This window comes from Treponema bryantii (genome assembly GCF_036492245.1).
Lineage (GTDB): Bacteria > Spirochaetota > Spirochaetia > Treponematales > Treponemataceae > Treponema_D > Treponema_D bryantii_C.
This window is the reverse complement of record NZ_AP025286.1, coordinates 40716-62437: the sequence shown is the minus strand read 5'-3', so window position 1 is coordinate 62437 and position 21722 is coordinate 40716. Positions and strand designations below refer to the sequence as shown.

General features: G+C 37.1%; 19 protein-coding genes. 7 read left to right on the top strand and 12 right to left on the bottom strand.

Going from position 1 to position 21722, the window contains the following annotated elements; genetic code table 11:
- Window positions 1-28: 28 nt before the first annotated feature.
- From AABJ44_RS00300 to AABJ44_RS00285, 4 genes are all read right to left on the bottom strand, one after another.
- Window positions 29-181: a hypothetical protein gene (locus tag AABJ44_RS00300; protein WP_338369884.1), complete on the bottom strand. Its 153-nt coding sequence runs from the start codon at window positions 179-181 to the stop codon at window positions 29-31.
- 142 nt (window positions 182-323) lie between these two features.
- On the bottom strand, window positions 324-1733 hold the full coding sequence (locus AABJ44_RS00295; protein ID WP_338369883.1) for a radical SAM/SPASM domain-containing protein: 1410 nt from the start codon (window positions 1731-1733) through the stop codon (window positions 324-326).
- Between the two features lie 202 nt (window positions 1734-1935).
- Window positions 1936-3432, bottom strand: coding sequence for an L-fucose/L-arabinose isomerase family protein (locus AABJ44_RS00290; RefSeq protein ID WP_338369882.1), 1497 nt, complete (start codon window positions 3430-3432; stop codon window positions 1936-1938).
- Between the two features lie 125 nt (window positions 3433-3557).
- A complete protein-coding gene (locus AABJ44_RS00285) occupies window positions 3558-4211 on the bottom strand; it encodes a DUF4867 family protein (RefSeq protein ID WP_338369881.1) in 654 nt (217 codons plus the stop codon).
- 256 nt (window positions 4212-4467) lie between these two features.
- Between AABJ44_RS00285 and AABJ44_RS00280 the strand changes: the two genes are divergently transcribed.
- Both AABJ44_RS00280 and AABJ44_RS00275 read left to right on the top strand, forming a co-directional pair.
- The gene (locus AABJ44_RS00280; RefSeq protein ID WP_338369879.1) at window positions 4468-5613 is read left to right on the top strand and encodes an endo-1,4-beta-xylanase; all 1146 of its coding nucleotides are present in this window, start codon (window positions 4468-4470) and stop codon (window positions 5611-5613) included.
- Window positions 5614-5651: 38 nt separating this feature from the next.
- Complete coding sequence (locus AABJ44_RS00275; protein ID WP_338369877.1) at window positions 5652-6371, top strand: acyl-[acyl-carrier-protein] thioesterase; 720 nt, start codon at window positions 5652-5654, stop codon at window positions 6369-6371.
- Window positions 6372-6403: 32 nt separating this feature from the next.
- Here AABJ44_RS00275 and AABJ44_RS00270 read toward each other — a convergent pair whose 3' ends face one another.
- Together AABJ44_RS00270 and AABJ44_RS00265 are read right to left on the bottom strand one after the other, a co-directional pair.
- Window positions 6404-8272: a methyl-accepting chemotaxis protein gene (locus AABJ44_RS00270; protein WP_074643984.1), complete on the bottom strand. Its 1869-nt coding sequence runs from the start codon at window positions 8270-8272 to the stop codon at window positions 6404-6406.
- Between the two features lie 63 nt (window positions 8273-8335).
- The gene (locus AABJ44_RS00265; protein ID WP_338369875.1) at window positions 8336-9733 is read right to left on the bottom strand and encodes an MATE family efflux transporter; all 1398 of its coding nucleotides are present in this window, start codon (window positions 9731-9733) and stop codon (window positions 8336-8338) included.
- 158 nt (window positions 9734-9891) lie between these two features.
- Between AABJ44_RS00265 and AABJ44_RS00260 the strand changes: the two genes are divergently transcribed.
- The 3 genes from AABJ44_RS00260 to AABJ44_RS00250 are packed head-to-tail and all read left to right on the top strand — an operon-like array spanning window position 9892 to window position 12707.
- Window positions 9892-11094, top strand: a complete 1203-nt coding sequence (locus tag AABJ44_RS00260; protein WP_338369873.1) for a GNAT family N-acetyltransferase — start codon at window positions 9892-9894, stop codon at window positions 11092-11094.
- 29 nt (window positions 11095-11123) lie between these two features.
- Window positions 11124-11795, top strand: a complete 672-nt coding sequence (locus tag AABJ44_RS00255) for a histidine phosphatase family protein (RefSeq protein WP_338369872.1) — start codon at window positions 11124-11126, stop codon at window positions 11793-11795.
- A gap of 9 nt (window positions 11796-11804) precedes the next feature.
- Window positions 11805-12707, top strand: a complete 903-nt coding sequence (locus tag AABJ44_RS00250) for a M15 family metallopeptidase (protein WP_338369870.1) — start codon at window positions 11805-11807, stop codon at window positions 12705-12707.
- Here AABJ44_RS00250 and AABJ44_RS00245 read toward each other — a convergent pair whose 3' ends face one another.
- Together AABJ44_RS00245 and xylB are read right to left on the bottom strand one after the other, a co-directional pair.
- Window positions 12708-13280 (bottom strand): putative signal transducing protein, encoded by a 573-nt coding sequence (locus tag AABJ44_RS00245; protein WP_338369869.1) that lies wholly within the window; start codon window positions 13278-13280, stop codon window positions 12708-12710.
- A gap of 101 nt (window positions 13281-13381) precedes the next feature.
- Window positions 13382-14866, bottom strand: coding sequence for a xylulokinase (gene xylB, locus AABJ44_RS00240; protein WP_338369868.1), 1485 nt, complete (start codon window positions 14864-14866; stop codon window positions 13382-13384).
- Window positions 14867-15161: 295 nt separating this feature from the next.
- Between xylB and AABJ44_RS00235 the strand changes: the two genes are divergently transcribed.
- The gene (locus AABJ44_RS00235) at window positions 15162-15599 is read left to right on the top strand and encodes a hypothetical protein (protein ID WP_338369865.1); all 438 of its coding nucleotides are present in this window, start codon (window positions 15162-15164) and stop codon (window positions 15597-15599) included.
- Between the two features lie 104 nt (window positions 15600-15703).
- On the opposite strand, the gene AABJ44_RS00230 is transcribed toward AABJ44_RS00235, so the two are convergent.
- Window positions 15704-16186, bottom strand: a complete 483-nt coding sequence (locus AABJ44_RS00230; protein WP_338369862.1) for a hypothetical protein — start codon at window positions 16184-16186, stop codon at window positions 15704-15706.
- Window positions 16187-16378: 192 nt separating this feature from the next.
- Here AABJ44_RS00230 and AABJ44_RS00225 point away from each other — a divergent pair, with 192 nt between their 5' ends.
- Window positions 16379-16921 carry a hypothetical protein gene (locus AABJ44_RS00225; protein WP_338369861.1) on the top strand — a complete coding sequence of 181 codons (543 nt, stop codon included), beginning with the start codon at window positions 16379-16381 and terminating at the stop codon, window positions 16919-16921.
- Here AABJ44_RS00225 and AABJ44_RS00220 read toward each other — a convergent pair.
- The 3 genes from AABJ44_RS00220 to panD all read right to left on the bottom strand — a co-directional run bounded on the left by AABJ44_RS00220 (window position 16918) and on the right by panD (window position 21714).
- Window positions 16918-18300: an MATE family efflux transporter gene (locus AABJ44_RS00220; RefSeq protein WP_338369860.1), complete on the bottom strand. Its 1383-nt coding sequence runs from the start codon at window positions 18298-18300 to the stop codon at window positions 16918-16920. The two genes, AABJ44_RS00225 and AABJ44_RS00220, sit on opposite strands and share 4 nt — an antisense overlap.
- Before the next feature lie 9 nt (window positions 18301-18309).
- The gene (locus AABJ44_RS00215) at window positions 18310-21294 is read right to left on the bottom strand and encodes an HD domain-containing phosphohydrolase (RefSeq protein ID WP_338369858.1); all 2985 of its coding nucleotides are present in this window, start codon (window positions 21292-21294) and stop codon (window positions 18310-18312) included.
- 69 nt (window positions 21295-21363) lie between these two features.
- On the bottom strand, window positions 21364-21714 hold the full coding sequence (gene panD / locus AABJ44_RS00210; RefSeq protein WP_074644011.1) for an aspartate 1-decarboxylase: 351 nt from the start codon (window positions 21712-21714) through the stop codon (window positions 21364-21366).
- Between the last annotated feature and the right edge of the window lie 8 nt (window positions 21715-21722).

Here is a 21722-nt window from a genome sequence, read left to right as displayed (position 1 = left end):
GAAATAAATTAATTATTCTTTTTTAGTCTTAACAATGATGTACGGTATAATGTGCACCTGCAGTATCACAACTACAGAAAAAATTAAAGAAACAAGCACCATCAACATCGAACATGTCATCAACTGTAATTTCATCCATACCAAAAGATTCCATTACACCGAAATCCTCGATTTTTTTCATTTTTTTCTCCTATTTTTTTGAAGTTTTTTTTAATAACACAGCATTATGGTTAGTGTAATACTTTGTTATTATCTTTTTTTGTACAGTATCTAACCCTACCGTACATATATATACACAGTTTTAAAACTTAAAACTGTCCATATTATTTTTTAAGCTCAAAATAAGTTTCCAAAAACTCCTCTGGATTTTTTTTGATATTTGAACATATAGAATTTACTTCTTCCTTTTCAGCAATATTTTTCAATATAACTCTTGGGCAACCTCCAAGACATGAATATAAAAACAAACAATCCTTACATTTTCCTACTTCAAACCCGGATGCTGTCATTACATAATCATAATTATTGTTTTTTTCATCTTTAGTGCCTTCAAATATATTTCCTATACAGTATTTTTTTTCTCCAATATCTTCCCAACACTTGTATAAATCCCCATTAGAGTTTACAACATAGTTATTAACCAAATTGGCTCCACAACTTATAAGTCTGTTTGATTTTGGAAAGAGTTCGCTGGTTCCAATATTCTTTTCTTTTGCAAGTTTTAAAATAAATTCAGCCTCGTCTGTAAAATTCAAACAAGATGAGGCATGTTTATCCCCATTGCTATTCTTTCTTACAAAAGCAGGATATACAAAGAATAAGTTTTCGTATTCTTCATTAAGTTTCGTGTATAATTCATAATATTCATCCGAATTTTCTTTACTAATATTTACACGTATAACAATAGGAAGTTTTATATTTGTTTCTTTATAATATTTATAACTTAAATCTAAGGCTTTCATAACAGACTGGTATGAATTATCCCCATTTTTCATTGGTCGATTTTTATTATGAGTTTCTTCTTTTCCATCTAAAGTTATTTGAATTTGTTTAAACTGTTGTTCAGCAAAATATTTTATTTTTTCTTCATCAATCAAAGAACCATTTGTTACAATTCGTTGCTCATATTTTTCAAGATTTAAGGATGTTATTTTTTCATTAAATTCTTTAATTTTATTCCAGGCACATAAAGGTTCCCCCCCATACCAGTAAACGTTAAGTTTCTTTGCACCACTCTTGCGAATAAACTCGATAAGCTGATTTAATGTTTCTTCAGACATTGTTACATTATTACTACCAATATCTTTTGCACGGTCTCCTTCGAAACAATATACACATTTAAAGTTACAAGCCATTGTCGGAGCAATAGTAAGAGCTAGTTGTGACTTTGAGAACCTGATTCTATAAGACAGAAATTTCATTCTGTTAAAAAATGAATCATCATCTTCATTAAGAAGAACACCACTTTTTATAAAATCTTGTCTTATTTCTTCTGGCAAACACGAATCATCATTTTCTTCAATCATTTTTTTTACATATGGAACATTTTCATCTTCCAATTGATAAAAACTATTTGAATTGCCACAAAAAAACAAATATCCATTTTTCTTTGATTTAAATAAAAGAATTCTTTTTGAAACAAACAAATTTTTTTCTGAACTTTTTGTATCCATTTTATTTCCCACTTGATTTTTTTTAAATTGTAAATCAGATTCTTCAAATAACAAGGTCATAAAATGTCTATTTTTTATAAATTTTCATATGACACCAGTCATACTGAAATTAAAAGCAAAAAAAAGACTGCCGATTTCTCGACAGTCTTTTTATAAGATCCGTAGGTTGGCAAGCACAGCTTGCCTCTGAGCCGTTCTTTCGATAATCCTAAACTGGCCCGCTGTCGCAGCCCAGTTTTTAACGGATTTTCGATTTTAGGCTTTAAGCCCAAGGATTTTCTGTTGGGTAGCGAACACCCTTTGGCTGGTTGTAGCCGATTTCGTCAACTGCTACACCGATGTACTTGAATACTTCGTAGAGTTCCTTTCCAAAGTGACCGAATGCAACGGCACCGTGGTGTGGGTAGTTCTTTTCGATGAGTACGTGGCGGTAGAAGCGGCCCATTTCTGGGATAGCGAAAATACCGATACCACCGAATGAACGTGTAGCAACTGGAAGAACTTCACCCTGTGCAATGTATGCGCGGAGAATATTGTCAGAAGTTGACTGCAAGCGGTAGAAAGTGATAGGACCAGGAGCGATATCTCCTTCCAAAGTTCCGTTTGTTACTTCTACTGGGAGAGCACGAGCCATGATGAGCTGGTACTTCATTTCGCAGAATGCGAGCTTTGTAGAAGCTGTGTTTCCACAGTGGAATCCCATGAATGTATCTTTGATTGTGTAAGTTCCGTGCTTACCCTTGATGTCTTCATCATAGATATCCTGTGGAACAGTGTTGTTGATGTCGAGGAGAGTTACAGTATCGTTAGAAACTACAGTACCGATGAACTCAGAGAGACATCCGTAGATATCTACTTCACAAGATACTGGAATACCCATCTTTGTGAGGCGGCTGTTTACATAGCAAGGAACGAATCCGAACTGTGTCTGGAATGCAGGCCAACATTTACCAGCAATTGCAACGAACTCGCGGTAACCTTTGTGAGCTTCAACCCAGTCAAGGAGAGTAAGTTCGTACTGTGCGAGCTTAGCAAGAATCTCAGGCTTTTTGTTTCCTTTTCCGAGTTCTTTTTCCATGTCAGCAACAACGTCCTTAATACGAGCGTCGCCAGCGTGCTTGTTGAAAGATTCGAACAAGTCAAGTTCTGAGTTCTCTTCAATTTCAACACCAATGTTGTAAAGCTGTTTAATAGGTGCGTTACAAGCAAGGAAGTTGAGTGGACGTGGTCCGAAAGAAATAATCTTGAGGTGGTTCAAAGCATAAACTGCCTTTGCGATAGGTGCAAATTCGTGAATCATGTCTGCACACTGTTCAGCAGTTCCTACTGGATATTCAGGGATATAAGCCTTGATGTTGCGGAGTTTGAGGTTGTAAGAAGCGTTGAGCATACCACAGTAAGCATCACCACGACCCTGGATAAGTCCGCCGTCCTTAGAAGTCTCTTCTGCAGCAGCACAGAACATCTTTGGACCTTCGAAGTGCTTAGCAAGCAAAGTCTCAGAAATCTCTGGACCAAAGTTACCAAGGTAAACACAAAGAGCGTTACAGCCGTTCTTTTTAATGTCTTCCAATGCCTGGCACATGTGGATTTCGCTTTCTACGATACAGATAGGGCATTCGTAGATTTCGTCTGCGCCATATTTTTCTGTATAAGCTTTAACAAGAGCCTTTCTGCGGTTTACAGCAAGAGACTCTGGGAAACAGTCGCGGCTAACAGCTACGATACCGATCTTAATTTTTGGTTTGTTGTTAATCATTTATTATACTCCTATAAAATTTTTTCAAAATCTTTGTACGTCATTGCGAGCTGCAAGCGAAGCAATCCACATTGTAGATTGCCACGTCGCTCATTTCATTCGCTCCTCGCAATGACAATCTAAATCTATTTTGCCTTAGCGATATCAATGTTGATACCGCTCAAGCCTACAAATGCGCCAGCCTTTGCTTCACTTGAATCTGGATGAGCAATGAGCCACTTGTTGCGTGCCCACAAAAGCTTATCTTCGAAATCAATTTCTTTAATTGCAGGCTTTTCTGTGTTTGTATCCTTTGGAAGAACGATAATTACACGGAAACCTTCCTTAGAAACTTCGCCATTTTTTACAGCGTTACATGGTGCATAATGAAGAGTTGTCTCATAAACTTCTACAACAGTTCCCTTTGGAACGTAGAAAGCTTCTACAGCAGAAGTGTTGAGTTTTCCATTTTTTACAGACTGAAGAGGTGCAAGAAGAAGAACCATGTCGTTTGAAGGAATGTTGAGCTCAGAACCACGGTGCCATTCAAGACAGTTGAGCTTAGTGTTGTTACCATTGCAGTAACCAACCTGGATTGGCATTCCGCCGTAAGCATTGTCACTGAACTCTTTTGCAATTGGAAGACTTTCCAATCCGGCATCGCCCGGCTCATAAATTACAGCATTGTCCGGTTTTTTAGTTGTGTCGTCCAGTTTCTTGAGAAGGTCTGTTACATCATAACCTGTAAGAACCTTTCCATACTTTTCAAAACTGTGACTGAAAACAGATTTGATACGCATCTTTTTTCTTTAACTCCTATTAAACGTTTAACCGGGTAGTTTGCACTAAACTCCCATGCGCAAAAAATCCGAAGAAACGCTCATGATATTGTATCACGAGTGTATAAATATTTCACTATTTAAAGACTAAATTTCTGTTAATAAATACAAATTTAAGCAACCGGTTGCCTTACGAAAACGTTGTAATATAGATTCATACAATTTCTAAGAATAATCCCCGCTATTTTTATTCTTGCAAACAAAGCATAATAAAATCATGAAAAGATTATTCGAAAGCTATAAAGATTATTTTAGAGTTGGTGCTGCTATCAGCGGAATTATCCTTATGTCTGAAGAAGAAAAAGTTGAACACTTCGAAAAGATGAAAATCCGTTATGCAGACTTCAAAAAGAACTTTAAACCTACTCCGGAATTCCCTGAATTTAAATTTCCAGAGCCAAAACCTCTGCCAACAGGCCGCCTGCCAGATTATGAACTGGCTGCAAATCAGTTTAATCTTGTAGTTGCCGAAAACGAATGTAAAATGGGCTCGATTTATAACGGCGAAAATGATTTTGATTTTAAGATGGCAGACCGCCTCCGTGATTTCGCCAGAACAAACGGTCAGGATATGCGCTGGCACACCCTCGTCTGGCACAATCAGTCACCTAAGTGGATTTTTGAAGATGAAAAAGGCGAAAAAGTAAGCAAAGAAGTACTCGAAGAACGTCTTAAAAAATATATTTTCACAGTTGGTGAACGCTACCACGACGATATCTGCTCTGTAGATGTCGTAAATGAATGTATTTCAGATAAGAACTTTATTCTCCGTGACGGAGCAGACCGCTCCCAGTGGTTTGATATTCTCGGACCTGATTATATTGATAAGGCCTTTTTCTGGGCAAAAGAAGCATTCCCTAAATCAAGCCTCGTAATCAACGACTATAATCTTGAAATTGTTCCTGGAAAGCGCCAGGGAATGTACAATCTCTTAAAAGGATTGCTTGAGCGTGGAGTTCCTGTAGATACAGTTGGCCTTCAGATGCATATCAACATTGAAAATCCACCTGTAAGTGAAATTGAAAAGACAATCGAACTTTACGGAAGCCTTGGACTCAACGTAATTGTTACAGAAATGGAAATTTCTGTTTACCCGGATAAAGAACAGAATAACGGAAAGTTCGATCCACGCCGCGAATATACACCAGAGCTTTTTGAGCAGCAGGCAGAACGCTACTATCAGATTTTTGAATGCTTTAAGAAAGAAGCTAAAGCCGGCATTTTGAAGGATGTCGTTCTCTGGGGTATTACCGACCGTATGAGCTGGAAAAACGGATTCCCTGTTCCAGGCCGAACAGACGTTCCTCTGCTGTTTGATGGAGAAGGAAAGCCAAAGGCAGCGTTCGATAGATTGACAAAATAGCCACTTTTTGTCATTCTAAAACAGAGAGGTTATAAAAAGTGATTATCGATTTTGAATATCAGCCGCTGCTTGAAGATTACAAAAAAAACGGCGACATGCTGCTTGGTTCTATTCTTAAAATTCTTGAAAATTCAGGAAATAAACATTCAGACGCTGCCGGAGATGCGATTCTTGAAGGTTCCAGCAACGGAAAAGCCTGGGTTCTTACCGACTGGCTGATTGATGTAATCACCTATCCTAAATACGGTGACAAAATCGTTGCTCGTACCTGGTCAGAACCGGTTAATCATCCGCTCATCTGTACCCGTGACTTTGAAATGTATTGCAACGGTGAACTATCAGTAAAAGGCACTACAAAATGGATTCTGCTCGACCTCAATACAAACCGCCCATGTAAAATCACTCAGGAAATCATAGACAAATACCAGCCGGAAGATAAGCATACCTACGAAGATTCAAAGCTTCCAAAACTTGTAGCTCCGGAAAATTTTACCCGCGAAACTCCAATTGCAATCCGGCGCCTGGATATAGATTTTAATGACCATGTTCACAATCTTACATATCTTGATTATGCCCTTGAAGGACTTCCAGAAGAGGTTTTTGAAAACCGCGATTTCAAGAAACTTCGTATCAGTTATAAAATGGCAGTAAAATCAGGAGAAGAAATTGTCTGCAAGTACGCAGAAAACGAAGGCCGCCACATCTGCTGTATTTACGGCAAAGGCGGCGATCTTAAAACTCAAATCGAATTTGATTAATAAAAAACCGGGCCTGTAAGCCCGGTTTTTCGTTATAATTTGAACTTATTAATTTCTTCAGTGATATAAAGAACAGATTTCTTATTTGCTTCAGCCTTAGCACGGACAGTAGAGAACGATTCAGAGAAGTTCTTAACTACAGTTTCTGACTCACCAACAGAATCATTTACCTTTCCTGCAAGATTTACTACTTCAGTCAAATCATTCATAATCTCTTCTGTATAATTTGCCTGATTCTTAGCAAGACCACTAACGTCTTCAATCTGCTTTACAATAATATTTGTACTTGAAAGAATTGAATTTGCATCCTTTGACTGCTGAGCCATAGTCTTTGAAATCTCTGCAACAACACCACTCTGCTCTTCAATTTCTTTCTGAATCTTATTGAATGCATTACTTGTAAGTTCCATGTTCGAAGAACCTTCTTCCATAGATTTAGCAATTTCATTGATAAGATTACTGATATCTTTTGTAGAGTTCTGAGTAGATTCAGAAAGCTTACGGATTTCGTCAGCTACAACACTGAATCCCTTTCCGGCATCACCCGCATGTGCCGCCTCAATAGCCGCATTCATAGCAAGAAGGTTTGTCTGAGAAGCAACAGCCTGAATCACCTTGATAACTTCAATCATGCGCTTAGACATTTCTGTAATACCATTGATTACAGTCTGAGTTTTCTTTACTTCCGCACTACCCGAAACAGATTCTGCAGTAAGCGCATCAGAAAGAGTCTGTGCCCGTTCAATCAGATTTGTGATAGCCTTAAAGTTATCTACCATTTCAGTCATAGAATTTTCATTTTCTTTTTCTGACTTAAACTGGAAACCGGTAAAATCGCTGACTTTTGTAGCATCAGCACTAAGCTTTGTAACACCTTCATTTACAGAAACAAGAAGTTCAGCCTGATTATTAGACTCAGAACTCATTTCCTGGAATCTTTCAACAATCTTAGCAATATCAGAAGAAGATGATTCTGTAAGGCCCATAAGCTCTTCTGCACTTAAATCTACCGCATCAGCTTCATTCTTCAATTTTAAAAGGGAAGTACGGAGTGAATCCATAAGAAGGTTCATTTCCGACATGATAATACCAAAGTCATCGAAAGATCCTACATAAATACGGCTCTGAAGATCACCTTCTGTACGAAGTTTACGAATTTGATTGATTGAAATTGCAAAACGGTGACGAAGCTGAATAAGTGTTATAACGATAAGTGGACCACAGAAAATCACCGACTGGGCAATACCAAAAAGTGCTTTGTGAACAAATAAATCCATAGACCAGCCGTGGCGAACAGCACTATAACCAGAACAGAAAACATGCCATGCAACAGTAAGGCTTGCAATTAAAATTCCCTGTCCAAGATTCATAGAAACTTTAGAGGTTTTAAAGCCCTCTGTAGTAATGAGCTTAAGTTTATAAAGCTGACGGCGTGAAACTGTTGCAAAACAGTTAACAGAATACTGAACAGCTGTAAAACCATATAAAAGAATCAAAATCATAATGACAATCAGATCAACTTTATTATAGTTAACCTTACCAGCCATTGTTTTTATGATGATTGTTGAACCGTTACCAACAGGATAACCTGCCATAAGAGCTGCTGTTGAAAGGATTCTGATTTTCTTAAGGATTTTATCTACGCTTCTCTGTTCTTCTTCGGTTATTGGTTCTGTTTCGGCTTTCTTAATCAGATTCAGAAGTGGCTTCATGATGATATAACTGATTATTGTGATGACAACACAGATTCCGGCAGCCGGTCCTAAGGATGCTCCAAGACCGCTTATCCAGTCTGCCCAGGAAGACCCTTTAATCTGGGTAACCTGGAATGATGATAGTAAAGGAACGCCAATTACAGTACTAACACCAAAAAATAGCATATATAGCTGAAACAAATTCATATCTCTTCTCCATACAAATTAAGTGTTAATATTGTATAACGGAAATATGAAAACTGTCAAAATTTAAAGAGTTTTAATGTCCTTATTATAAGTAATACGCATTCCTATAGCACTGGCAATTACAGAAGCTCCTTCTGCAATAATAAATGCCCACCAGATATTATTTACATCACCTGTAAGAGAAAGAAGATAGGCTGCAGGAAGAAGCACAATTATCTGACGAACAAATGAAACAATCATACTCATAAGACCTTTTCCGAGAGCCTGGAAAACTGAAATCAATGTAATACAGATTGCGGCAACTGGGAAATGAAGGGCAATTCTTCTAAGGGCCGGAATACCAATAGCATACATTTCTTCTGAAGCATTAAACATTGCAAGCAGCTGACGTGGGAAAAGTTCAAAAATCAAAAGACCAGCACCCATAATTAAAACTGCAGCAATAGCACAGAGCTTAATTCCACGCATAATTCTGTCTTTACGTTTTGCACCATAATTATAAGCAACGATAGGAACAATTCCGTTATTAAGACCAAAAACAGGCATAAAAATAAAGCTCTGAAGCTTAAAGTAAACTCCATAAACTGCAACGGCTGTCATTGTAAAGGCACCCAGAATCAAGTTGATAAGATATGTAAGTACCGAACCAATAGAACCAAGCAGAATAGAAGGAACACCTACTTTATAGATATCAGCAATTACTTTACCATGAGGACGGAATCCCTTAATTTTGAAACTAATTTCCTTATTCTTTGTAAGGTTCAGAGAAAGTGAAATTACGAAACCAACTATCTGACCTAAAACTGTTGCCCAGGCTGCTCCGGCAATTCCAAGCTTAGGGAAACCAAGCAATCCGAAAATCAAAAGAGGGTCAAAAATGATATTTGTGATAGCTCCAGCGAGCTGAGAAATCATAGAAAGAACAGTACGTCCTGTAGACTGGAGAAGGCGCTCAAACAAAATAGCACCATATAAACCTACAGAAACAATCATACATATAGAAAGATACTGTACACCATACTCAATGATTTCAGGGTTATTTGTCTGTGATTCAAAATAAATGCGTGGAACAAAAATTCCAAGCACAATAAAAACAACACAAGTGATAGCATAAAGGAAAATACCGTTCATAGCAGAATCACTTACAGCTTTTTTATCCTGCTGTCCAAGTCTCATAGAAAGCAACGCATTTACACCAACTCCAGTACCAACTGAAGTAGAAATCATCAAATTCTGAATAGGGAACGCAAGAGAAACTGCAGTAAGTGCATTTTCCGAAATCTGTGCAACGAAAATACTATCTACAATATTATAAAGCGCCTGTACCAGCATAGAAATCATCATCGGTAATGAAATCTGAATCAAAAGTTTACCGAGCGGCATAGTACCCATTTTATTTTCAATCTGAACTGTTTTAGTTTCTGAGGCAGCAGCCCCTTCTTTTTTATCTAAATCTTCCATAACTAGACTATTTAACAGAATATGTTGAAAAATGTAAAGAGATGCGAAAAAACGTAGCGAAATGTATAGAATGTTTTGAAATTCTCAAACTTATCAATTTTCAATTTGATTTATCTATACTGTTATTTTATAATTATTTTTAAAGAGGAAATTCAAAAATGATAATTAAAAAACTTGAAGGCAAAGAAAGATTTGACGCCTATAAACTGTTTGTATACTGTTTTCATCGTCGTGTAGATAATATTGAGTCAGAACGTCAGAAATGCGAAGCAGAAACCTGTGAAGACTGGGGAGCTTTTTCTGATGATAATAAACTGATGGCTCGCATAATCAATAATCATTATGATTTTTATGTTGATGGAAAACCTGTAAAAACCGGTGGTATCGGTGCTGTTGCAACTTATCCTGAATATAGAGAAACAGGAGCCATTCGCGAAATTTTTTATGAGATTCTGAAGGAAGCCTATCGCAACGGCGAAGTACTTTCATCTCTGTATCCGTTCAATCATAAATTTTATAGAAAATTTGGTTATGAGGTAGTGCCTTTTATCAACGAATATAAAATGCATCCGGGTGCTTTAAAAGACTATCACTCTCTTCCTTCCGAAGAAAAATGCGAAGTTTATCGATGGCAGCCTGGCGAAAACATTAAAGATTTCATGGATATTTATAATCAATTTTCTCCAACTTTTAATCTTTCAGCCGTTAGAACAGAATCGATGATGCTCGAGCATCTTAAGATTGAAAAGGAATTTATTGATAGAAAATTCTCTTATGTTTTTAAGCATAATGGAAAGCCAGTTTCTTATTTAATTTTCAAGGATGAATTTAGTCCTGAAGCTGCAATCCTCAAAGTTGAAGAATGTGCATGGACCAGCAGAATTGGCTTTAATGCGATTTTAAATTTCTTGTCACGTTTTACCGCAGACTATGGTTCTATAGTTCTTCCTCTTCCAATGGGAATTGATCTTCTTAAAATAATATCTGCACCAAACACATATGAAATTGAAAAAAGAACCTGCCAGCATTTTATGGTTCGAATTATGAATACTGTAAAACTTTTTGAAGTTTTAAAGAAACCTTCAGACTGTGATTTTACAATTAAGATTACAGATGAAATCATTAAAGAAAATAATATTGCACTTCATGTTATGGCAGATAAGGTTGAAGTTTTAAATGATAAAACTAACGATTGTAAGTTTGATCTTGAAGCCAATATTCGACCTCTTGGCCAGCTTGCAGTTGGCTGCTTAAGTATTGATGAAGCCCTTCTTCGCTCTGATGTGAAAATCAATGGAAAAGAAGAAATGCTCAGGAGAATCTTTATAAACAAAAAACTTTTTATAAGTGAAAGCTTTTAATTATTTTACCCCAAATAGGAAGTTACAATATGAGAATCATACTTATACGTCATGGAAATCCTGATTATGAAAAAGACTGTCTGACAGAACTTGGACATAAGCAGGCAGCAGTTGCTGCTCAAAGACTTTTATCAGAAGAAATTGATGAGATTTTTTCTTCTCCACAGGGCCGGGCATTTCAGACAGCAGAATATTTTTCCAAAGCCTCAGGAATAAAACCAATACAAATTCTCGATTTTATCCGTGAAATCCGCTACGGCTGTGAGGGAGAATTGTATGACCCAAAATGGAATCCCTGGAGCGGAGCTGATGAATTAGTATGGAGTGGTCAAAATCTTCAGAGTCCAAACTGGCGTGAATATCCGGTTTTCAAGAATAATTTTGCAACAGTTGATGCAGATAAGATTGGTGAAGAAACAGATAAATGGCTTGCAACTCAGGGCTATGAACGCGAAGGTTTTTACTACCGTTGTACACGTCCGGATGATAAACAAAAAACACTTGCCATTTTTAATCATGGTGGAGCCAGCGCTGCATTTATGTCTCGCGTACTAAACCAGCCGTTCCCTTATATGTGTGCCCTACTCCATTTTCAGCACACAGCAATTTCAATTCTTCGATTCGATAAAACTCCGGGAAAACTGACAGTTCCTACAATTGAACTTTTAAATGACGCCCGCCATCTCAAGGATGTAAAATAGTTATTGATTATGCGAAAACTCTTATTCCTGATATCTCTATTATTTTTCTCACAGGCTTTTGCTCAGGAACGGCCCTTTATTGGAATCGGTTACCTGAAATACTTTGAACACGCATACCCTGATATCAGTTTTGAAAAACATTTTGATACAGAAATAAGCGACTGGAAAATCAGCGTAGGAATTCCAGAAGTTCCGGGTGATAAGAGCACCATTAAAAAGGTTGTAGATTTTTATTGGGCAAACGGAAGTTTTTTACCAGCTTCTGAACTTTCAAATAAAGATAAATACTGGTCACTCTTATATAACTATCCACAAGTACTAATAGATCCAGAAACTTATACAGAAGAAGAAAAAGAACAGATAAAGAATTTTTCATCAACGGAAAATCGACAGGAAGGTGCCGGCACGCCTATGTTCTTTTTTGAAGCCCTCTACTCAGCAGAAACCCGCAGATCTTTAGAAACTAATATAGTAAGAATAAGTTTCTTAGGTAAACTAACTAACGTTCATAAGCGTATGGAAGTACCTCTGAAAAGAGTCGAAGAAAAAATCAATAAACTTGCAGAAACAGATAGTGACGTTAAACACTTTCTTGCAAACATGAAATCTTGTGATGCTTACTACTGGCGAATCATCGAAGGAACAAACAGAAAATCTTTTCACAGTCTTGGAATTGCTATGGATATTCTTCCAAAAAGCCAGGAAGGAAAACAGATTTTCTGGAGCTGGGCAAAAAGTAAATATCCGAATACCTGGATGCTGATTCCTCTAAAAAACCGCTGGATGCCTCCAGAATCTGTAATCCAAGCTTTTGAAGAAGAAGGTTTTATCTGGGGTGGTAAATGGGTTATCTACGATAACATGCATTTTGAATACCACCCTGAATTGATTCAGTATAATTTTTTTAAATAATCAGTTTATTTTTGGTAAAATCATTATGCCATGTACTTTTTCTTCTGCCCCCTCAGGTAGATTTACAAAGAACATTCCAGAAATAACTGCTTTGGCAACTGTTTTAGGTGATTTTATTGAAGTCTTTTCTTCATCAACTTTTTCGTGTGCTGAAATATAATCAGAAATGATTTCATAAGCACGATCGTAATCTGCAATAAGAATAAAAACCTTTATAGAAAAAGCTGAATTTCCTGAAAGTGAATTCAGGGAATACATGCTATTAACATGCTCGTTTTGAATATAAGTAGGAATTCCTTCTGCTGCAAGCAGGCTTCTTAAAAGTGAACAAATCATCATACTACCAACAGATAAAAACTGCTGTGACTGTTCTCCGTTTCTGATACGTTCAAAGTAGCCTTTTTCAAAAGCTTCAGCAGCCTTCATAGCCTCATCATGCTCTTTTTCATCAACATAATAATCCGGTGATTCCTGCTCTGCCTTTTTTTCATTCAGTTTTTTTACACCTGAGACAATACAATAAATACAAAAAATTCCAAACGCTGTGTATGCAGCAATGCTAAAAAATAACATATAGTCAGTCTACTTTATTTCAGATATTTGAGCAAATAAAAAACCGTCAGCTCTAAAATTTACAGAACTGACGGTTATAATTTATCAGATTATTTGTTTACTTACACGTAAAGTGGAGCAACCTGGTCGAGAACCTTGTTGTACTCAGCGTATGCCTTGTCGTAAGCTGCAACATTCTCAGGAATTGGGTCTGCACTCTTTGAAGTATCGAGTGTGATGTGCTCAGCACAAAGCTCTGCGATGTCGCACTTACCATTCTGGTTTTTGAGACACCAGAGAGCCTGAACAGCACCACCAAGAGCAGCTGCTTCGTCCAATGCTGGAACGCGGATTGGAAGATTCATAATATCTGCAGCAATCTGGCGCCAGAGTGGAGACTTTGAACCACCACCAATAAGGCGGATTTCCTTAGGCTGAAAACCAAGCTTGCGGAATGCATCAAGACCACCGCGCATAGCAAATACAGCAGATTCAAGAGAAGCGCGTGCAATATTTGCACGGTTAGTATTAGCAGAAGTAAGACCTGTAATGCTTGCACGTCCATTTGGCAAGTTAGGAGTTCTTTCTCCATTGAAGAATGGCATTACAAGAACACCCTCAGATCCACAAGGAGCCTTAGCAGCTTCAGCATCAAGATCCTTAACATCAAGCTGGAAAAGACCACGAACAAACTCAGTTGCAACAGTACAGTTCATTGTACAAAGAAGTGGAAGCCATCCGCCTGTGCTTGAGCAGAATCCCGAAAGACCATTTGCAGGGTCGTTAATTGGCTTATCAGAATATCCGTAAAGAGTACCAGAAGTACCCATAGACATTGTAAGGAATCCGTCAGCTACAGTACCAGTTCCAACAGCACCCATCATGTTGTCTCCACCACCAGCAGAAACAGGAATACCAGCAGGAATACCATAAGCGGCAGCTGCTTCAGCGCTAACCTTTCCGGCTGGGCTACTAGGCTCAATCAGCTTTGGAAGAAGTCCAAGAAGTTTTGGATCAATAATATCACAAATCTTCTTAGACCAGCAGCGGTTTGCAGAATCAAACAAAGCAGTACCAGAAGCATCACCGTACTCCATAACGTACTCGCCTGTGAGCTTCCAGTTCAAATAGTCGTGTGGAAGCATAATATATTTAAGAGCAGCAAAAGCCTCAGGCTTGTTATCTTTGAGCCAGAGAATCTTTGGAGCAGTAAAACCAGGCAACATCAGGTTACCAAGAAGTTTTACAACCTTTTTGTCGCCGCCTGCTTTCTTAGTGATGTAAGCACACTGTTCAGTAGTTGCAGTATCGCACCAGAGCTTAATGTTATACAAAGCCTTTCCGTCCTTATCGAGCGGAACAAAACCATGCTGCTGACCAGAAACACCAATAGCTTCGATAGTCTTCTTGTTTTCAGCAGAAAGCTTTCCAAAACAAACCTCAAGTCCTTTGTCGAACCATTCAGCCTTCTGCTCACGTGTTCCGTCTGCCTCCGAAATCAAATCCATCGGACAGCTAGCCTTTTCAATAATCTCTTTCTTCTCGTAGTCGTAAATTACAACCTTCATACTCTGTGTACCAAGGTCAATTCCTGCAACAGTTTTCATAATGTGATTTATACTCCTTTTCTTTGGGTTTCCCTCGTTTCACTCGGGCCGGCTGTTACGCTGTTCGCTCCCGCTCAGCCTCCTCACTCGTTTCACTCGTTGCGGTGGCCGCCTTCGGCGCAGCTCCATAGCCTAACCTGTTTTTCATTATAATACAAACATTCCACTCTTTCTACGGCAACCGGTTGCTTTTTAAAGATTTACATTTTTATAAACAATACACTGCCGAAATCTGTAAATTTTTTCTTGCGCCATAAAATTAACTCTCCTATAATTGTTTTTTGGAGGACCTTATATGATTAGAAAAATATCATTTTTTGCATTTTTATTTATTTTATTCATTTTTGTGGGTTGTAAAAATTCTTCATCTGATAATGAACCTATAACTTATACATTTTTTGAAAAGGAAGAATTTACCAATGCTGGAATAACAATTAATTCAATTAGTTATTCTGGAAATCATTACAAGATTTATGAATATAATTGTACATATGATGAGGATAACTATTACATCGTTAATAATATGAAAATTCACTATTTTTCAGCCACAAAATACATTGAAGATGAAAATAATCTAATAAACATTATACAAAATCAATCTGTGACTCCTACAAATATTGAGAAAGTAATGACTGTAAGACCTGTTTTTGCAAATGTAAAGAATTCAAAGAATGAAGAATGTGTTTTATATTCAACAACAATTATTAAACTGCAACAATTAGTTTATGAATAAAACTAAATGGCGGAGATTTCATGTAAAACTTTTAATCTCCGCCATAATTTCGTATTTATGTATTGTAAATTGGGCAATAATTACAAATTTAAAACTAATCAAATTTATACATACCGGCGGCTTTCATGAACAATAAAAATCGTTACTACGAATCTGCAGACTTCTAAAATTACACAAACTACGTTCATGACATTCATAAAAACAGAATTTGAAATAAAAAATCTGAGTTTCAAAAGAAGTCCGAATGATGGAATAAAAAATAATAAACGGAAAAAGAATTGTACAAAGTAAATCTTATAAGCTATCAATTTATTACAAAAATAAAGAATGCCGGTAACAAAAATACTGATAATAAGAATCAACTCTAAATATGGCAATACCTTGAATAAAAGAGGTATATTTGGATTTGTTTCAGCACCTTTAGAAAAACTCTTAAAGAGATTTATAACCATTTTAATCAGCATATAAGCATTGCTGAACTCAAGAATACCAAAAAAGATATTCCACTTTTTGTTATGGTTTACATCAAATTTTTCGGCAACCCCATCTTTAGGTGTAATACTCCACTTTCCCACTAAATGAAACATAAAGTCTCCTTTTTTTAAATATTGCAAAACCTGGAAATCTTTCCTGTTTTGACTATAAATTTAATATAATACTGGCTATTGAATAAGTCTAGTTATCAAACCGCTGTCTTCCTTGTTTTTGGGTGCTTCTTTTATAGATAAATTTGAAGACTGTCTTTTGTATTTATGTTAAACTCTATTCGAGGTGACAAAATGATTATTCTGATTGGCGGCTCAAGTCATGTTGGCAAAACTCTGATTGCGCAGAAGCTTTTGGAAAGAACTCACTTTCCATATATTAGTCTGGATCATCTGAAGATGGGTTATATTCGCAGCGGACGCACAGACCTCACTGTTGAAGACGATTATAAGATGCGATATTTTCTGTGGCCGTTTGTGGCTGAGATGATTAAGACTGCGATTGAAAATAATCAGAATATGATTGTTGAAGGCTGTTATATTCCCGGTGAATGGAAACTGGCTTTTTCACCTGAATATCTTTCGAAAATCTACTGTACTTTTATTACAATGGACGAAGAATATCTGCGCGCTAATTTTGATAAAGTGGTTGGAAAGGCAAGTGTTATAGAAAAACGTCTTTGTGACGACCCGGACCTTGAACGGCTTATTATTTGCAGCAAGGAATTTAAAGCCGACTGCGAAAAATACGGCATCCCGAATCTGGAAATTACCGCCGGCACCACATACGATGCCGACGCCTTTGCCGATAGAATTATAAAGGCAGCAGGTCTTTAACTGCGCGCCACTTCGTTCTCTTTAGCCAGTCTATCCAGTTTTCTGAACATATGAATCAGATATGGAATTGCCGTAAACGCGCTCAAAATATCTGCAGCAGCCTGACTGGTTTCTACACCGCGTAAACCGAACAGCCGAGGTAAAATCAAAATAGCTGGAATAAAGTATACTCCCTGGCGGTTCATAGAAAGGAATGTTGCTGCCTTTATATGTCTTGTAGACTGCATCAACATGTTGGTTCCTACAATCAGTGGATGAAAAGGGATGAACGCAATCTGCCATCTCAGTGCAACAACACCAACCGCAACTGCAGCCTCATCTTTAATAAAGCCGTGCATAATCTGATTTGCAAAAATGAAAATCACAATGGCAAAGCAGGCCATAATTGCAAAGCCGCTTCCAACAAGGAATCTATAGGCTTTCTTTACACGGTCATAACGTTTGGCTCCATAATTGTAACCACTTACCGGACTAAAGCCCTGACCAATTCCAATCATAATTGCGGCAACAAACATCACGATTTTTGTAGTAATGGACATAGCCGCTACTGCAGAATCACCGTAAGCACCGGCTGTAGTATTCAGTAAAATTGTCGCAACACTCGCTAGTCCCTGACGTGCAAGAGATGGAACACCCGTAGCAACAGTTTTTCCGAGCACATCCACAGTACCCCTGAAAAGCTTAATACTCATATGGCATACAGCTTTTCCACGCAAGAACCAGCTCAAAAGAATCATAAATGAAATTGTCTGACTAACGATTGTTGCAACTGCCGCACCGCTTATTCCCATTCCAAAGCCGTAAATAAATAGCGGATCTAAGGCAATATTTATCAATCCACCGCTGGTCAAAGCAATCATAGAAAAGAAAGCCTTGCCCTCAGAACGCAGAACATTATTAAGAACAAATGAGGCACACATAAGAGGTGCACCCCAGAAAATAAAGCGGCCATACTGCTGAGCATAAGGTAAAACAGATTCAGATGCACCAACAAGACTTAAAACCTGCGGCGCAAAAAGATTTCCGAATATTGTAATAAGAGCACCAACTCCAAGGGCTGTGAACAATGCCGTAGATGCAATTATGCTTGCTTCTTCATTCCGCTTCTGACCCAGTCTGATAGAAACAAGACTTCCCGAACCCATACCAAGTGTGAATCCTACTGCCTGAATAATCGACATAATTGGAAAAACAATTCCAACTGCTGCACTCGCCTGGGTATTTATATGCGACACAAAAAAAGTGTCTGCCATATTGTAAATGGCCGTTACCAGCATTGAAATTACCGTTGGCACTGCAAGACTTGTAATTAACCGCGACACCGGCGTATTAACCATCTTGTTGTACTGTTCTTCTGCTGTAAGATTCTGTGGTTTCAAAAAGTACTCCTATTCATGCATTACATAATCAATATCCGCCTGCATAATCTTTATCATCGCATCAGCAACCTTTGGATCAAACTGAATACCACGATATTTTAAGATTTCTTCTTTTACACGCTGCTGTGGCAGATAGTCACGATAACTTCGGTTTGAAGTCATAGCATCGTAAGCATCTGCTACCCCTATAATTCGCGCAATCCAAGGAATTTCTTCTCCTGCCAGCCCATCAGGATAACCCTTTCCATCAAAACGTTCATGATGACTTCTGGCTCCAATTGAGATTTCAGGCATAGAAGAAATAGACTTCAAAATATCACTTCCAATTACAGGATGTGTTTTTATGATTTCATATTCCTCGTCTGTAAGTTTACCAGGCTTATTGATTATAGCATTTGGTATACCAATCTTACCGATATCATGCAACAGGGCTGCATAATAAATTCTCTCCTGAGTTTTTTCTTTTTCTCCAAGAGCAGCAGCCAGCATCCGTGAATATTTTGCAACTCGATTTGAATGACCTTTTGTGTATTTATCCTTAGCATCTATTGTCTGTGCAAGTGCACTGGTAACTTCAATAGATAACTTTTCAATTTCTTCCTGACGTTTACTGTAAGCTCTAAAGCGCAAAACAACAACAAGGAAAGTAATTCCAACAATCAGAATTGATATTACTATTTTAAACCAGGTTTGCTGCCACAAATGAGCTTTTCTTATTATATATAAAGTAGCTTCGTTTGTGCTTTGGATTCCATCTGGATTTTTTGCAATTACATGGAAGATATAATTTCCTGGTTTAAGGTTAGTGAACGACGCTGTTCTTTCTTTCGTCCATTCTGAATAATCTTTTTCAAAACCTTCGAGTTTAGTCTTAAATTGAACATGCTCAGATGAAACAAAACTTATTCCAGTATATTTAATATTCAGACGTTTTATTTTTGGTGCAACATTAACCGTAAACCTGCTTCGTCGCAAATCCGAAGTAATTTCAAGTTTTTCGTTATCTGCTGTTACACTCTGAATTTTTACTGTCGGCGCATAATTATTTGAAGCATTTCGTAAAGGATCCAGCATTGTAAATCCATCTATCAAGGTAAACCAGAGTCGTCCCTTATCATCCTGCATGGAAACAGAAGTTGAAGTTACTCCTCCAGAATGAATTCCATCAAGTTTACTGAAGAATGTCAGATGAACTGTTTTGCGTTCTCCATGAATTACTTCATCAAGATCGGAAAGTTTTACATTAAAAATACCCTGATTACTTGTACCCCAGACTCTATGTGTATAATCTAAAAGAACCTGAAAAACTCCGTCTGATCCAAATCCATTTGAAAGGTCAAAGTTTGTAATCTTTCCTGTTGTTTTAGAAATTATGCTTAAACCAGAACCGGTACATATCCAGATTTCATCTTCACGCACAGAAGAAATTTTGAAAACAATATTTCCTACAAGACCATCATCCTTTGTAAGTCTTTTTGTAATCTCCTTTGTCTGAGGATCAATTATATAGACACCACCACCATCTGTACCAAACCAAACCATACCCTCATCGTCTTCGTATAGACACATAATAAAATCGTTGTACAGAAAATTATCTTTATATATGTTTTTTATTTCTCCAGTTTTATGATCTATAATTGAAAGACCTGTTATTGTTCCTGTATAAATGTCACCGTTTTTCGTTTGAATTGAAACTCTTGATTTATTGCCGGCAAGTCCATCGTCTTTATTCCAGTATTCAATTGTTCCATCAAGATGTATTTTTATCTGATTATATTTTTCATAACAGTTTAAAAGAATTGATCCGTCACTTGTAACTCCAACATGACGGATCCTTATATTCATAAATAACCTGGTAAGATCATTTTCTATAAACTTATTATTTTTATAACAATACAAACCATTATCGCAGGCCATCCAGATTACATTACGGAAAGAATCCTGTGCAATAGCATTTACTGTAGAGGAAATATTTGTTGTCTGAAATTTTCCCCTGCTAAGTTTTTGAATTCCACCACGATCCAGAGCAAGCCAGATATTTTTTTCGTGGTCTTCCATAATTTGATTTATATTATCATCTACAAGGAAATTACTTGTATCTGCATAAGAAAAAACTCCATCATGCAAAACTGTAATTCCGTTGTCGAGCGCAAACCACATGTTTTTATCAGAATCCTGAAAGATTCTTGTAACAGCAGTTCCTCTTTGTTTTCCGTATCCAACATCATAAACAGTTTCTTTACCATCAACTACTTTTACAACATAGTGAGGAGCTACACCAAACCAGAACGCCCCGGTAGAGTCCTGCGCTACAGTTGTTACTACAGGATTTTCTATAGATTTAATCATGTGGATTTCTTGAATTTTACCGCCTGTATAACAATAGAGTTCTTCTGTTCTGGTAATAATCCACATTCGACCGGCAGTATCACAATATAATTGATTTACAGTGAAATGATTTCCATTAGGTAATTTATCAAAACCGACAAGTTTCTCAAGAATATACTGTCTGTTTACGCAGATAATTCCAGATGCAGTTCCAATCCACATAAAATTATTCTTATCTTCGCAAATTGCACGAATGGAATTATTTGGAAGCCCGTCTTTTGCTGTATATTTCAGGATTTCGCCGGTATGCTTTATACAGGTCACGCCTTCATCATTTGAACCAACCCAAAGATGATTTCTTGAATCCTGAAATACTGTTCGTGCACTTAAGAAATCATAGCGCTCGTCATAAAGGCGGTTCAAAGAAATAAAATCAACACCATCAAAACGCATCAATCCACTATAGGTTCCAAAATACATGTAACCATCGTCGTCCTGCATGATGTCAGTAATTGTATTTCCTGTAAGTCCAGATTCGGCATTCCAGTTACGACTTACAAATTCTTTAAAGAATGAATCATCTGTATTATTGTTTTGAGGTTGGGAAAAAATATAACTGCTTATAAATAATGCATAAATAGTTAATAAAATTCTTCTCTTCACCATATTATAATATTTTACATCCATTTATGCATTTTTACGAATTTTTTATTCCCAGAATAAATTTTGGATTTTTCATCTTTTTTCTTTAATTGTATTATCTTCATTTAATAAAACGATTTCAGGTTTCCAGGAGTCTGCATCTTTTTCATCTATTGATGTATAAGTCACCACAATGATTTTGTCTCCCGGCTGAGCAAGGCGGGCTGCAGCTCCATTAAGACAGAACTCGCCTTTTTTCCCCGGAATAATATAGGTAGAAAGTCTTGCTCCATTATTGATATTAAAGATTTCAACCTTTTCCCAGATATGCATTCCTGCTGCTTTTACAAGTTCGGTATCTATAGAAATTGAACCTTCATAATCAAGGATTGTCTGAGTTACTGTTGCTCTGTGTAATTTTGATTTTAATACTTCTATATTCATATTTATCT